Source organism: Streptomyces sp. NPDC085460 (assembly GCF_044541975.1).
Classification (GTDB): domain Bacteria; phylum Actinomycetota; class Actinomycetes; order Streptomycetales; family Streptomycetaceae; genus Streptomyces.
In genome coordinates, this window is sequence record NZ_JBITTO010000006.1 from 308,286 (window position 1) to 322,113 (window position 13,828).

12 protein-coding genes are annotated in these 13,828 nt (G+C 71.9%); all 12 read left to right on the forward strand.

Translation table 11 applies throughout. The annotated features are described in order from the left end of the window. Nucleotides 1–90: 90 nt before the first annotated feature. The 12 genes from ACIGHB_RS17775 (at nt 91) to gatB (ending at nt 13,766) form a co-directional block, all read left to right on the forward strand. Nucleotides 91–624 carry a TIGR00730 family Rossman fold protein gene (locus ACIGHB_RS17775; protein WP_399914059.1) on the forward strand — a complete coding sequence of 178 codons (534 nt, stop codon included), beginning with the start codon at nt 91–93 and terminating at the stop codon, nt 622–624. A 181-nt stretch (nt 625–805) separates the two neighbouring features. Next, on the forward strand, nt 806–1,219 hold the full coding sequence (locus ACIGHB_RS17780) for a hypothetical protein (RefSeq protein WP_399914063.1): 414 nt from the start codon (nt 806–808) through the stop codon (nt 1,217–1,219). Next, nucleotides 1,216–3,021, forward strand: coding sequence for an alpha/beta hydrolase (locus ACIGHB_RS17785; protein ID WP_399914066.1), 1,806 nt, complete (start codon nt 1,216–1,218; stop codon nt 3,019–3,021). Before ACIGHB_RS17780 ends, ACIGHB_RS17785 begins: the two co-directional genes overlap by 4 nt. Before the next feature lie 101 nt (nt 3,022–3,122). Continuing rightward, complete coding sequence (locus ACIGHB_RS17790) at nt 3,123–3,593, forward strand: hypothetical protein (protein ID WP_399914069.1); 471 nt, start codon at nt 3,123–3,125, stop codon at nt 3,591–3,593. A 22-nt stretch (nt 3,594–3,615) separates the two neighbouring features. Next, the gene (locus ACIGHB_RS17795; protein ID WP_360310528.1) at nt 3,616–4,305 is read left to right on the forward strand and encodes an SDR family oxidoreductase; all 690 of its coding nucleotides are present in this window, start codon (nt 3,616–3,618) and stop codon (nt 4,303–4,305) included. 2 nt (nt 4,306–4,307) lie between these two features. Continuing rightward, on the forward strand, nt 4,308–5,306 hold the full coding sequence (locus ACIGHB_RS17800; protein WP_399914344.1) for a methionine synthase: 999 nt from the start codon (nt 4,308–4,310) through the stop codon (nt 5,304–5,306). A gap of 32 nt (nt 5,307–5,338) precedes the next feature. Then, complete coding sequence (gene ligA, locus ACIGHB_RS17805) at nt 5,339–7,540, forward strand: NAD-dependent DNA ligase LigA (protein ID WP_399914072.1); 2,202 nt, start codon at nt 5,339–5,341, stop codon at nt 7,538–7,540. Between the two features lie 324 nt (nt 7,541–7,864). Then, nucleotides 7,865–9,979, forward strand: a complete 2,115-nt coding sequence (locus ACIGHB_RS17810) for a bifunctional diguanylate cyclase/phosphodiesterase (RefSeq protein ID WP_360310524.1) — start codon at nt 7,865–7,867, stop codon at nt 9,977–9,979. A gap of 227 nt (nt 9,980–10,206) precedes the next feature. Next, on the forward strand, nt 10,207–10,503 hold the full coding sequence (gatC, locus tag ACIGHB_RS17815) for an Asp-tRNA(Asn)/Glu-tRNA(Gln) amidotransferase subunit GatC (protein ID WP_030492502.1): 297 nt from the start codon (nt 10,207–10,209) through the stop codon (nt 10,501–10,503). A 2-nt stretch (nt 10,504–10,505) separates the two neighbouring features. After that, nucleotides 10,506–11,999, forward strand: a complete 1,494-nt coding sequence (gatA, locus tag ACIGHB_RS17820; RefSeq protein ID WP_399914077.1) for an Asp-tRNA(Asn)/Glu-tRNA(Gln) amidotransferase subunit GatA — start codon at nt 10,506–10,508, stop codon at nt 11,997–11,999. A gap of 5 nt (nt 12,000–12,004) precedes the next feature. Continuing rightward, a complete protein-coding gene (locus tag ACIGHB_RS17825) occupies nt 12,005–12,238 on the forward strand; it encodes a hypothetical protein (RefSeq protein WP_360310704.1) in 234 nt (77 codons plus the stop codon). 16 nt (nt 12,239–12,254) lie between these two features. Continuing rightward, a complete protein-coding gene (gatB, locus tag ACIGHB_RS17830) occupies nt 12,255–13,766 on the forward strand; it encodes an Asp-tRNA(Asn)/Glu-tRNA(Gln) amidotransferase subunit GatB (RefSeq protein WP_360310520.1) in 1,512 nt (503 codons plus the stop codon). The last annotated feature ends 62 nt before the right edge of the window (nt 13,767–13,828 follow it).

Sequence of the window (13,828 nt, forward strand, 5' to 3'; positions counted from 1 at the left end):
CCCCGGGATTTCCCGAAGAATCTTGGAACCCGCAGGTCAGGGCGGTACGGAGAGGACGGTCGGAAAAGGGCAGTGCCCTACGGTGTCGGGATGAACATCTGCGTCTTCCTCTCCGCCGCCGACCTCGACGAGCGGTACACCGCCCCCGCCCGCGAGTTCGCCGGCCTCCTCGGCAAGGCCGGCCACACCCTCGTCTGGGGCGGCTCCGACACCGGGCTGATGAAGGTCGTCGCCGACGGCGTGCAGGAGGCCGGCGGCCGGCTCGTCGGCGTCTCCGTCGACTTCCTCGCCGCCAAGGCCCGTACGAACGCCGACGAGATGACCGTCGCCAAGGACCTCGCCGAGCGGAAGGCCCTCCTCCTCGCCAAGTCCGACGCGATCGTCGTCATGGTCGGCGGCACCGGCACCCTCGACGAGGCCACCGAGATCCTGGAACTGAAGAAGCACGCGAAGCACACCAAGCCCGTCGTCGTCCTCAACACCGCCGGCTTCTACGACGGCCTCAGGACCCAGTTCCAGCGCATGGACACCGAGGGCTTCCTTCCCCGCCCCCTCACCGACCTCGCCTTCTTCGCCGAGGACGGAGCGGCGGCCCTCGCGTATCTGGAGTCGCAACTGCGTTGAGTCCGCGAACGCATGGGAAGCGTCCGAAAGATGAGAGGCAGTGCTCTTGTACTGCCTTGAGCAGGATGCTATGTGATCATCGCCCCTTCGACCCGACTTCTCGGTTTGCGGTTGCACAGCAGTGGATGCGCTCCGGTAGCGTCACGTGGCGTACGTGGCACACCACAGGGAGTGGGGGATCGTGAGCCACTCGAACTGGCATGACATCTTCGGGACGAGCGGGGCGGACACCCGGATGGACCTCGCCTCCGCCGACCCCGGTTCCGGTCCCTCCGGCACCCTCAAGCACAGCCGAGGCCCCTGGAGCAGCGCCTCCGGTACGGCGGGCGCCGTGCGGACCAGCACCGAGACGAGCCGCTCCGCCCTCGGCCCCGGCCACGAGGGCGTGACGGCGGGCGCCGCCGGCCTCTCCGCGGTCGCCGCGCTCACCGCCCTACGCCGGTCGTGGGAGGACCGCCTCGCATCCGTACGCGACGAGTGCGAGGCGCTCCAGGGCGCCCTGCTCGCGGTCGCGGGGGAGCTGGGGGAGACCGACACCACCGTCAAGAGCTCCCTGGCCTCGATCGACACCAAGCCCGGGCAGGAGAAGCGATGACCGGGGCCACCCTCACCTGGCAGCAGCTGCGCGACCTCAGGCCCTCCGAGTTCACCGAGGCGGGCGACGCCTGGCACCAGGTGTCGAACAGCTCCGACGCCGACCGGGTGCGGGTCGACCGGGCCATGTCCGCGAAGCTTCGCGAGACGCAGCAGAGCGAGTCCGCGGAGGCGGCCCTCGGCCGGCTCCGGCGCCTCGGCCGCAACTTCCAGTACCTGCACAGCGAGTGCGGCCTCGTCCGGACGACACTCAACGGACTCGCCGCCGACATCGCGGAGCCGCAGATCCAGCTGAGGAACGCCCTCGCGGACGCCACCGCTCAGGGCCTCACCGTTCATGAGGACGGTTCCGTGAGCTACCCCTCCGCCCAGGTCACCGACCTGGCCGGAACGGCGAAGGACGTCCCCGGCGGCACCGTCCGGGGCAGCGCCCGCCTCCCTCTCGAAGCGCCGCCGCTCGGCAGCCCCCAGGGCGGCTTCCCCGGCTTTCTGCCGGTCAACCCGAACCAGACGAAGGCCCAGGCCGTCGCCGACCGCATCGCGCGCGCCCTGCGGTCCGCCGGGGAGGTCGACGCCCGGTACGCCAGGACCCTCGCCGGCCTGAAGGCGGAGAAGGGCCTCGACGTCACCGAGGCCACGCTGAAGGACGTCCGCGAGGACACGGCCGACGTGCGGGGCACGGCCGGCATGTACCTCGGCGAGGACGTACCGACGGACAAGAGTCCCGCCGAGCGCAAGAAGTGGTGGGACGGCCTGACGGACGAGCAGCGCCAGGAGTACCTGGAGGTCGCCCCGGACCTGGTCGGCGGCCTCGACGGCATCCCGTCCACGGCCCGCGACGAGGCCAACCGCACCTACCTGCCGATCCTCATGGACGAGCTGTCCCGGCAGGGCGGTGACGACGCGAAGACGAAGCTGGACGCGCTGCGCGGCATCCAGGAGAAGCTGAACGCGCCGAGCGATCCGCCGATGTTCCTCCTCGGCATCGGCGACGAGGGCAACGGCCGCGCGATCGTCTCGTACGGCAACCCGGACACGTCGAGGAACGTCTCGGCGTACGTGCCGGGGCTGGGGACGAAGCTCGACGGGGACTTCGTGAAGGACACGATGACCCGGGCCTGGCACACGGCCAAGAGCGCCCAGTACATCGATCCGTCCAGCGCCTCGATCGTCTGGCTCGGCTACGACGCCCCTCAGCACTTGGACGTCATGTCCAAGGGCGACGCCCAAAGAGGGGCCCCGTCGTACAACGCGTTCATGGCGGGCCTCTCGGCGACGAACCAGAACCCCGACCCCCACGTGACGGCGATCGGTCACTCGTACGGCTCCCTGACCGTCGGCACGGCCGCCCAGCGGTCCGGCGGCATCCCCGGGGCCGACGACATCATTCTGCTGGGCAGCCCCGGCGTGGACGCGCAGAAGGCCGAAGAGCTCGGAGTCGGCAAGGGGCACGTCTTCGTCGGAGCGGCCGACAACGACCCCGTGACCCATCTGCCCTCGAAGAGCGAGGTCGCGCTGAGTGGCCCGCTGGGCGTCCTGATCGGTCGCGACCTGTACGACATCGGAAATGACGACGTGTACTTCGGGAAGGACCCGGCGAGCGAGGCGTTCGGGGCACGGCGCTTCAAAGTCGACGACGGGCCGCGGATGATCTTCGAAGGGGGCGGATTCGACGCCCACTCCGATTACTTCAAAACGGAACGAGACAAGGAATCACCCGACCTGGATCCGATTTCGGCGGAGAACATCGCACGCATCGTCGCGGGGAAGCCCAATGAGATCGTCATGGAGGAACACCGATGAAGCGATCAGGTGGCGTCACCCGGGCGACGCTTCCCCTGCTCCTGAGCGTCAGCATGCTCTCGGGATGCGGGACTCAGACCAGTGGAGGAGCTACCAAGGCCATGGACATGCAAGAGGCGGCGGAGAGAGCGGACGCCGTGTTGGACGCGACGCTCAGGGCGGTCGCGCCCGAGGTCCAGTGGGCCCACGACACCTGGCTCTACACGAGCTGCACCGTGACACGCCACCGGGTCGTCACGACCGTCATCTCCGAGGAGCGGCGGGGCAACTTCCTCGGGGTGATCGAGCGGCACTGGAAAGCGAGCGGCTACGAGATCACCAGTGTGATTCCGAGCAAGGAGATGCCGGCCGTCTTCGCCAGGACCTCCGATGGCTTCGGCCTGACACTGAGCGTCGGGTTCAAGGGGCAGGTGGTGTTCAAGGCGAGTACCCCCTGCGTCGACGAGTCCGACGTCGCCGAACCCACCACCGCCCCCAACGGCCCCGCCTACCCCTACGGCAAGATCCCCACCCCGTACGTCCGCTCCGACTTCTGGTCCGCCACGACACCCGCCCCCGGCCCGTCCTCCTGACCGCGGGTGGGACCATGACCCCATGGCTACTCATGTGATCACCGGGGCCGGTTCCGGCATCGGCGCGGCCGTCGCGCGGCGGCTGCACGCGCGCGGGGACGAACTCGTGCTGCACGCGCGCGACGCGGGGCGGGCGAAGGAGCTGGCGGCCGAGTTCCCCGGCGCCCGGACGCTCGTCGGGGACCTGGCGGACCCGGACCGGCTCTCCTGGGCGTTCTCGCACCAGAGCCTGCCCGACCGCGTCGACTCGCTGCTGCACATCGCCGGCGTCGTCGACCTCGGCACCGTCGGCGAGCTGACCCCCAAGACGTGGCACCACCAGCTGAACGTCAACCTGGTCGCCCCCGCCGAGCTCACCCGCCACTTCCTGCCGCAGCTCCGCCTCACCCAGGGCCACGTCGTCTTCGTGAACTCCGGCGCCGGGCTCAACGCGCACGCCGAGTGGAGCGCGTACGCCGCCTCCAAGCACGGCCTGAAGGCGCTCGCCGACGCTCTGCGCCACGAGGAGCACGGGAACGGCGTCCGGGTCACCTCCGTCTACCCGGGCCGCACGGCCAGCCCCATGCAGGCCAAGGTGCACCAGCAGGAGGGCAAGGAGTACGACCCCGCGCGGTGGATCGACCCCGAGTCCGTGGCGACCACCATCGTGATGGCCCTGGACCTGCCGCGCGACGCCGAGGTCAACGACCTGACGGTCCGTCCGGGGCGATGACGATGAACGACGTCCCCCAGTGGGGCCCCGCCACCGGCGTCGGCTCGCTGCCCGGCGGCGACGCCCGCGAGGCCGCCAAGACCGTCACCGGCTCCTTCGAGGACTTCCCCTTCCTCGCCGAACTCCCCGCCCGCGGCCCCGGCGCCGACATGATCGGCCGCACCCTCGGGATGCTGGTCGACCTGTACGCGCACGTGGAGCCCAGCGGCTGGCGGATCAGCGACCGGCCCGGCCGCGACACCCGCCGCGCCCGCTCCTGGCTCGGCGAGGACCTCGACGCCCTGGAGGAGTTCACCCAGGGGTACGAGGGCCCGCTCAAGGTCCAGGCGGTCGGCCCGTGGACCCTCGCCGCCGCCCTCGAACTCCGCGGCGGCGAGGCCGCCCTCGGCGACCCCGGCGCCTGCCGCGACCTCGCCGCCTCCCTCGCCGAGGGCCTGCGCGAGCACCTCGCCGACGTCGCCAAGCGCGTCCCCGGCGCCCGGATCGTGCTCCAGCTCGACGAGCCCTCGCTCACCGCCGTCCTCCTCGGCCAGATCCGCACCGCCAGCGGCTACCGCACCCACCGGGCCGTCGACCGGCAGGTCGTCGAGGCCGCCCTGCGGGACGTGATCGGCGCCCACGACGGGCCCGTGACCGTCCACTCCTGCGCCCCCGGCGTGCCCTTCGCCCTGCTCCGCAGGGCCGGGGCGGCCGGCGTCTCGTTCGACTTCGGGCTGCTCACCGAACGTGACGAGGAGCCGATCGGCGAGGCCGTCGAGGCCGGCACGAAGCTCTTCGCCGGTGTGGTGCCGTCCACCGACACGGCATTGTCCGACCCGGGCGGTAGCGTCATGGGTGTCAGGACGCTGTGGCGCAGGCTGGGGCTGAATCCGGGGACTCTCGCCGAGTCCGTGGTCATCACCCCGACGTGCGGGCTCGCGGGCGCCTCGCCCGGTTACGCCCGGGCGGCGCTCGCCCACTGCGTCCGGGCGGCGAGATCGCTCGCGGACAACCCAGAGTGACCGGGTTCTGAAGTACGGGAGGACGGACGAAGGTGGCAGTCGAACAGGGGGCCCTGCCCGGTGAAGAGGCGGTCGTGCCCGCCCAGGCGCGGGAGAAGCACGCCGAGCTGGCCGAGCAGGTCGAGGAGCACCGCTTCCGGTACTACGTGAAGGACCAGCCGGTCGTCAGCGACGCGGAGTTCGACACGCTCCTGCGCGCCCTGGAGGCGCTGGAGGAGGAGTACCCCGAGCTGCGCACGCCCGACTCGCCGACCCAGAAGGTGGCCGGGCAGTACGAGACCGAGTTCACCGCCGTCGAGCACCGCGAGCGCATGCTCTCGCTGGACAACGCCTTCGACGACGAGGAGCTGGCGACCTGGGCCGAGCGCGTCGCCCGGGACGTCGGCACCCCCGACTTCCGCTTCCTGTGCGAGCTCAAGGTCGACGGCCTCGCCGTCAACCTCACCTACGAGCACGGCCGGCTCACCCGCGCCGCCACCCGCGGCGACGGCCGCACCGGCGAGGACATCACGCCCAACGTGCGCACGATCGCCGACATCCCCGAGCGCCTCCAGGGCGACCGGATCCCGGAGCTCGTCGAGATCCGGGGCGAGGTCTACTTCCCGATGGAGGCGTTCGAGGCGCTCAACGCGCGCCTGGTGGAGGCCGGTGACAAGCCCTTCGCCAACCCGCGCAACGCGGCCGCCGGCTCGCTGCGCCAGAAGGACCCGAAGGTCACCGCGACCCGCCCGCTCCACATGGTCGTCCACGGCATCGGCGCCCGCGCGGGCTTCGAGATCTCCCGCCTCTCGGAGGCGTACGGGCTGCTGCGCGAGTGGGGCCTGCCCACCTCCACGCACAACAAGGTGGTCGCCGGCCTCCCCGAGGTGCGCGAGTTCATCGCGTACTACGGCGAGAACCGCCACTCCGTGGCCCACGAGATCGACGGCGTCGTCGTCAAGCTCGACGAGATCCCGCTCCAGGGCCGGCTCGGCTCCACCGCGCGCGCCCCGCGCTGGGCGATCGCCTGGAAGTACGCGCCGGAGGAGGTCAACACCAAGCTGGTCGACATCAAGGTCGGCGTCGGCCGCACCGGCCGCGTCACCCCGTACGCCCAGGTGGAGCCGGTCACCGTGGCCGGCTCCGAGGTCGAGTTCGCCACCCTCCACAACCAGGAGGTGGTGAAGGCCAAGGGCGTCCTCATCGGCGACACCGTGGTGCTCCGCAAGGCCGGCGACGTCATTCCGGAGATCCTCGGCCCGGTCGTCGACCTGCGGGACGGCACCGAGCGGGAGTTCGTGATGCCGGCCGAGTGCCCCGAGTGCGGCACGGCGCTGAAGCCGATGAAGGAGGGCGACATCGACCTCCGCTGCCCGAACGCCCGGACCTGCCCGGCCCAGCTGCGCGAGCGGCTGTTCTTCCTCGCCGGCCGCCAGTGCCTGGACATCGAGAACTTCGGGGCGGTGGCCGCCGCCGCCCTCACCCGGCCCCTGGAGCCGTCCGAGCCGCCGCTCGCCGACGAGGGTGACCTGTTCGACCTCACCATCGAGCAGCTGCTGCCCATCAAGGCGTACGTGCTCGACGCCGACTCGGGGCTGCCCAAGCGGGACCCGAAGACCGGCGAGGAGAAGATCGTCACCGTCTTCGCCAACCAGAAGGGCGAGCCGAAGAAGAACGCGCTCGCGATGCTGGCGAACATCGAGGCCGCCAAGACCCGCCCGCTCGCCCGCTTCATCAACGGCCTCTCCATCCGCCACGTCGGCCCCGTCGCCGCCGAGGCGCTCGCCCGCGAGTTCCGCTCCCTGGAGCGGATCGAGCAGGCCACCGAGGAGGAGCTGGCCGCGGTCGACGGCGTCGGCGGGATCATCGCCGCCGCCGTGAAGCAGTGGTTCTCCGAGGAGTGGCACCGCGAGATCGTGCGGAAGTGGCGCGCCGCCGGCATCACCCTGGAGGACGAGGGCGCCGGGGAGGACCAGGGACCCCGCCCGCTGGAGGGCCTCACGGTCGTCGTGACCGGCACCCTGGAGCAGTTCACCCGGGATGGCGCAAAAGAATCGCTCCAGAGCCGCGGAGCGAAGGTCACCGGTTCCGTTTCGAAGAAGACGAGCTTCGTCGTCGTGGGGGAGAACCCGGGCTCCAAGTACGACAAGGCCATGCAGCTGAAGGTTCCGGTTCTGGACGAGGAAGGCTTCACGATCCTGCTCGAACAGGGTCCCGAGGCTGCTCGCGAGGCCGCACAGCCGATCGAGGAGTAACCCCGGGTCACCCCCTCTCCGGGCCCCAGGGGCTCACCCGTTCGGCGCATACCAGATCGTTACGGGTGGCCAGGTCGCATTCGGGCAAGAGAGGGAGAGCGCTGCCCCTCGGCGCCCTCGGCGGCCTAGTGTGGTGACCGTGCGTCTCGTCCCGCACCGCCGCGCGAAGGTTCTGCGCGGCCGTGCGCCAGGACGAACGGCCCCGCGCCCCGCGCCCCGCCCCGAAGCCGGCGGGGCGCACCAGCGGAAGCCGGACGCCACCCGGGCCGCCTCGCCGCGGCCCATCGGACAGCGACGGCACCGCCGCCTGTGAGAGGGACGGGAATGGAACCGACCGAGAGTGCCGCACCGGTGCCACGACCGCGCGGCCGGGTGCTCCCCGCGGGCTTCACCGGACTGCCCGCCGCCGTGCTGGGCACCGCAGCCGCCGTGCTCGTCACCGGGCTCCAGCGGGCCCTGAGCACCGGCGACCCGCTCTTCCCGGGCGGAGTCGCCGGCTGGTCCCTCGCCCTCCTCACCGGCCTCATCGTCGGCCACCTCGTGGCCCTCGGCCGCGAGCGCTGGTGGGGTGGCACCGGCTCCGGCGCCGCCCTCACCCTCGCCGTCCTCCTGCTGTACGGCTGGGTGCCCGCCGGGCTCGTCTCGCTCACCGTCGTCGTCCTCGTCGGCGCCGCCCGGCGGCACCGCTGGCGGCAGGGGCTGCTGCACGGCGCCGCCGACATCCTCGGCGTCGGCGCCGCCGCGCTCGTCCTCGCCCTCTTCGGCGACGTCCCCGGCGTCACCGACCCCTGGCACCCGCTCGACTGGGGGATCGCCGACGTCCCGGAGATCGTCCTCGCCGCCGGCGCCTACCTCCTCGCGACCCGCCTGCTGCTGTGGTACACCCTCGCCCCGCCCGGCCGCGGCCTGCCCACCGTCGCCCGTACCGCCCTCGTCCGGCAGGGCCTGGTCGCCGTCGCCCTGCTCGGCATCGCCCCGCTGATCTGCGTGGTCGCCGCCGCCTTCCCGGTCCTCCTGCCGCTCTTCGCGATCCCCCTGATCGCCCTCGACTCCACCCTGTGGATCGCCCGCGCCCGCGCCGAGGAGCAGCTCCGCGACCCGCTCACCGGCCTGCCCAACCGCCAGTGGCTCCTGGAGCGCACCTGGACCGCCCTGGAGGACGCCGAGGGCGAACAGGCCCGCGCCGCCCTCGTCCTCATCGACCTCGACCGCTTCCGCTCGGTCAACGACACCCTCGGCCACCTCGCCGGCGACCGGCTCCTCCTCCAGATCGCCGAACGGCTCCGCCTCGCCCTGCCGCGGGGCGCCGAGGCGGCCCGGCTCGGCGGCGACGAGTTCGCCGTCCTGCTGCCCGTCGCCGACTCCACCACCAGCGCCCAGCGCGTCGCCCGCCACCTCGTCGCCGCCCTCTCCTCCCCGCTCGACCTCGACGGGCTCACCCTCGTCCTGGAGGCCAGCGCCGGCGTCGCCGTCTACCCCGACCACGCCGGTGACGCCGAGGGCCTGCTGCGCCGCGCCGACGTCGCCATGTACCAGGCCAAGCGGGACCGCACCGGCGTCGAGGTGTACGAGTCCAAGCGCGACTCCAACACCCCCGACCGGCTCGGTCTCCTGGGCGACCTGCGCCGCGCCCTCGACGCCGGCGAGGTCGAACTCCACTACCAGCCGAAGGTCCGCTTCGACGGCCAGGTCGCCGGCCTCGAAGCCCTCGTCCGCTGGGTCCACCCCGAGCGCGGAAAGGTTCCACCGGACGAGTTCATCGCCATCGCCGAGTCCTCGGGCCTGATGCCGCACCTGACCGAGTACGTCCTGGAGACCGCCCTCGCCCAGGTCGCCCGCTGGCGCGCCCAGGGCCTGGAGGTCCCCGTCGCCGTCAACGTCTCGCCGCGCGACGTCCACACCCCCGGCTTCGCCGGCGCCGTCGCCGCCCGGCTCGCCCGGCACGGCGTACCGGCGGGCTCGCTCCAGCTGGAGATAACGGAGCACGTCCTCCTGGAGGACCCCCAGCGCGCCGCCGACACCCTCAACGGCCTCACCGGCCACGGCGTCAAGATGTCCCTGGACGACTTCGGCACCGGCTACTCCTCCCTCGTCCACCTCCGCCGGCTCCCGGTCAGCGAGCTGAAGATCGACCGCTCCTTCGTCGCCCGGCTCGCCGTCGACACCGAGGACGCCGAGATCGTCCGCTGCACCGTCGACCTCGCCCACTCCCTCGGCCTCCTCGTCGTCGCCGAGGGCGTCGAGGACGACGAGACCTGGGAGCGGCTGCGCGACCTGGGCTGCGACGCCGTCCAGGGCTGGCTGGTCTCCGCCGCCATGCCGCCCGCCGAGACCACCGCCTGGCTGCTGGCCCGCGGCGAGCACGGCTGGCGCCGGGCCGCCGAGACCGCCGCCCCCGCGATCGAGCTCGACCCGGCCCCCGGACACGCCGTGCAGTGACCCCGGGCCGGCACCGGGCACCCCGAGCACCACGGGCACCCCGAGCATCCCGGGCACCCGGAGCACCCCGGGCACCCCGAGCGGACCCTCATGGGTCCGCTCGACGGCGTCAGGGGGGCCTCCGGGGGAGTTCCGGGGGCATCTCCGGGCCGACCGTTTCACGGGCAGCGCCGCCGTCCCCATAGGATTGGGCCAACACCATCAGACTCACCCCAGAGGATCGCTGCATGCCTGGCATCACGCGCGAGGAGGTCGCACACCTCGCTCGGCTGGCGCGTCTGGAACTCGCCGACGAGGAACTCGACCACTTCGCCGGTCAGCTCGACGACATCATCGGCGCGGTCGCCCGCGTCTCCGAGGTCGCCGAGCAGGACGTACCGCCGACCTCCCACCCGCTGCCGCTGACGAACGTCATGCGCGCGGACGAGGTCCGTCCGTCGCTCACCCCCGCGCAGGCGCTCTCCGGCGCCCCCGCCCAGGAACAGCAGCGTTTCAAGGTGCCGCAGATCCTGGGGGAGGACTGACCATGACGGACATCATCAAGCTCACCGCCGCCGAGATCGCCGCGAGGATCGCTTCCGGCGAGCTCACCGCGGTCGAGGTCACCGAGGCCCACCTGGCCCGTATCGACGCCGTCGACGAGAAGGTCAACGCCTTCCTCCACGTCGACCGCGAGGGCGCCCTCGCGCAGGCCCGCGCCGTCGACGAGAAGCGCGCCCGCGGCGAGAAGCTCGGCCCGCTCGCCGGCGTCCCGCTGGCCCTCAAGGACATCTTCACGACCCGGGGCGTGCCCACCACGGTCGGTTCGAAGATGCTCGAAGGCTGGATCCCGCCGTACGACGCGACCCTGGTCACGCGCCTCAAGGCCGCCGACGTGGTCATCCTCGGCAAGACCAACATGGACGAGTTCGCCATGGGCTCCTCCACCGAGAACAGCGCCTACGGCCCGACCGGCAACCCCTGGGACCTGACCCGGATCCCCGGCGGTTCCGGCGGCGGCTCCGCCGCCGCGCTCGCCGCGTACCAGGCCCCGCTCGCCATCGGCACGGACACCGGCGGCTCGATCCGCCAGCCCGCCGCCGTCACCGGCACCGTCGGCGTCAAGCCGACCTACGGCGGCGTCTCCCGCTACGGCATGGTGGCCTTCTCCTCCTCCCTCGACCAGGGCGGGCCCTGCGCCCGTACGGTCCTGGACGCGGCCCTGCTGCACGAGGCGATCGCCGGCCACGACCCGCTGGACTCCACCTCCGCCGACCTGCCGGTCCCGCCCGTGGTCGAGGCCGCGCGCAGCGGCTCGGTCGCCGGGATGCGCGTCGGCGTCGTCAAGCAGTTCCGCGGCGAGGGCTACCAGGCCGGCGTCATGCAGCGCTTCGACGAGTCCGTCGAGGTGCTGAAGGAGCTGGGCGCCGAGATCGTCGAGCTGGACTGCCCGAGCTTCGACCTGGCGCTCTCCGCGTACTACCTGATCGCGCCGTCCGAGTGCTCGTCCAACCTGGCCCGCTTCGACGGTCTGCGGTACGGCCTGCGCGCCGGCGACGACGGCAGCCGCTCCGCCGAGGACGTCACCGCCCTCACCCGCGAGGCCGGCTTCGGCCCCGAGGTGAAGCGCCGCATCATCCTCGGCACCTACGCGCTCAGCTCCGGCTACTACGACGCGTGGTTCGGCTCGGCCCAGAAGGTCCGCACCCTCATCACCCGCGAGTTCGAGAAGGCGTTCGAGCAGGTCGACGTGATCGTCTCCCCGACGACCCCGACCACCGCCTTCCCGATCGGCGAGCGCGCCGACGACCCGATGGCGATGTACCTCGCGGACCTGTGCACCATCCCGACCAACCTGGCCGGAAACGCCGCCATGTCGCTGCCCTGCGGCCTGGCGCCGGAGGACGGTCTCCCGGTCGGGCTGCAGATCATCGCCCCCGCCATGCAGGACGACCGGCTGTACAAGGTCGGTGCCGCCGTCGAGGCCGCCTTCGTGGAAAAGTGGGGCCACCCGCTGCTTGAGGAGGCTCCGTCGCTGTGAGTGCCATGGCAAAGAAGGCCAAGAACTTCAAGAAGTCGAAGACCGGTATCTACGTCTCGCTCGCGACCACCGCGTTCGGTGCCGTCAGCGTCGCCAAGCAGGCCAAGCTGGCCCGCAACGACAACGACGTGCTGCGGCTGATCGACTCCGCCGTGTCCGCCGCCGCCATCGTCACCGGCCTCGCGATCCTGTACCGCGAGCTGAAGCGCCTCGGCGACGACGACGTCCTGCTGGGCTGAGAGGGAAAGTTCCACCGTGACTGTCACTGAACTGCTGTCGTACGAGGCGGCACTGGCCTCGTTCGACCCCGTCATGGGCCTGGAGGTCCATGTCGAGCTCGGCACGCGGACCAAGATGTTCTGCGGCTGCTCGACCGAGCTGGGCGCCGAGCCCAACGCGCAGACCTGCCCGACCTGCCTCGGCCTGCCCGGCGCGCTGCCCGTCGTGAACGAGATCGGCGTCGAGTCCGCCATCAAGATCGGCCTCGCGCTGCACTGCGAGATCGCCGAGTGGTGCCGCTTCGCCCGGAAGAACTACTTCTATCCGGACATGCCGAAGAACTTCCAGACCTCCCAGTACGACGAGCCGATCGCCTTCAACGGCTACCTGGACGTCCAGCTGGAGGACGGCGAGGTCTTCCGCGTGGAGATCGAGCGCGCCCACATGGAGGAGGACACCGGCAAGTCCACCCACATCGGTGGCGCGACCGGCCGCATCCACGGCGCCTCGCACTCGCTGCTCGACTACAACCGGGCCGGCATCCCGCTCATCGAGATCGTCACCAAGCCGATCGTCGGCGCGGGCGAGCGTGCTCCCGAGGTCGCCAAGGCGTACGTGGCCGAGCTGCGCGAGCTGATCCGTGCCCTGGGCGTCTCCGAGGCGCGCATGGACAAGGGCCAGATGCGCTGCGACGTCAACCTGTCGCTGATGCCGAAGGGCTCCGAGACCTTCGGCACCCGCTCGGAGACGAAGAACGTGAACTCGCTCCGCTCGGTCGAGCGGGCGGCGCGCTTCGAGATCCAGCGCCACGCGGCGGTCCTGGAGTCCGGCGGCACGATCGTGCAGGAGACCCGTCACTTCCACGAGGACGACGGCTCCACCACCTCCGGCCGCATCAAGGACAACGCCGAGGACTACCGCTACTTCCCCGAGCCGGACCTGGTCCCGGTCGCCCCGGCCCGCGAGTGGGTCGAGGAGCTGCGCAAGGGCCTCCCGGAGCTGCCCCGCCTGCGCCGCAACCGGCTGCGCGAGGAGTGGGGCGTCTCCGAGCAGGAGATGCAGTCCATCCTCAACGCGGGCGCGGTCGACCCGATCGTCGCCACGACCGAGGCGGGCGCGGACGCGGCCTCGGCCCGCAAGTGGTGGATGGGCGAACTGGCCCGCAACGCCAACGAGAAGGGCGTCTCCCTGGAGGAGCTGCCCATCACCCCGGCGGACGTGGCCCGGGTCTCGGCCCTGGTCACCGGCGGCGACCTCAACGACAAGCTGGCCCGTCAGGTCATCGAGGGCGTCCTCGCCGGCGAGGGCACCCCGGACGAGGTCGTCGAGAAGCGCGGTCTGAAGGTCGTCTCCGACGACGGCGCGCTCGGCGCGGCCGTCGACGAGGCCATCGCGGGCAACGCGGCCATCGCGGACAAGATCCGCGGCGGCAAGGTCGCGGCGGCCGGCGCGCTGGTCGGCGCGGTCATGAAGGCCACCCGAGGCCAGGCCGACGCGGCGAAGGTCAAGGAGCTGATCCTGGAGAAGCTGGGCGTCAGCGAGGGCTGACCCCGGCCTCGGCCCCGTACGCGGAGTGGCCCCGCACCGGACGTCCGGTGCGGGGCCACTCC

Coding starts and splice junctions, on each gene's coding strand:
- ACIGHB_RS17775 (WP_399914059.1), top strand. CDS start 91: ATGAACATCTGCGTCTTCCTCTCCGCCGCCGACCTCGACGAGCGGTAC.
- ACIGHB_RS17785 (WP_399914066.1), top strand. CDS start 1,216: ATGACCGGGGCCACCCTCACCTGGCAGCAGCTGCGCGACCTCAGGCCC.
- ACIGHB_RS17790 (WP_399914069.1), top strand. CDS start 3,123: ATGGACATGCAAGAGGCGGCGGAGAGAGCGGACGCCGTGTTGGACGCG.
- ACIGHB_RS17795 (WP_360310528.1), top strand. CDS start 3,616: ATGGCTACTCATGTGATCACCGGGGCCGGTTCCGGCATCGGCGCGGCC.
- ACIGHB_RS17800 (WP_399914344.1), top strand. CDS start 4,308: ATGAACGACGTCCCCCAGTGGGGCCCCGCCACCGGCGTCGGCTCGCTG.
- ACIGHB_RS17810 (WP_360310524.1), top strand. CDS start 7,865: ATGGAACCGACCGAGAGTGCCGCACCGGTGCCACGACCGCGCGGCCGG.
- gatC (WP_030492502.1), top strand. CDS start 10,207: ATGCCTGGCATCACGCGCGAGGAGGTCGCACACCTCGCTCGGCTGGCG.
- gatA (WP_399914077.1), top strand. CDS start 10,506: ATGACGGACATCATCAAGCTCACCGCCGCCGAGATCGCCGCGAGGATC.
- ACIGHB_RS17825 (WP_360310704.1), top strand. CDS start 12,005: ATGGCAAAGAAGGCCAAGAACTTCAAGAAGTCGAAGACCGGTATCTAC.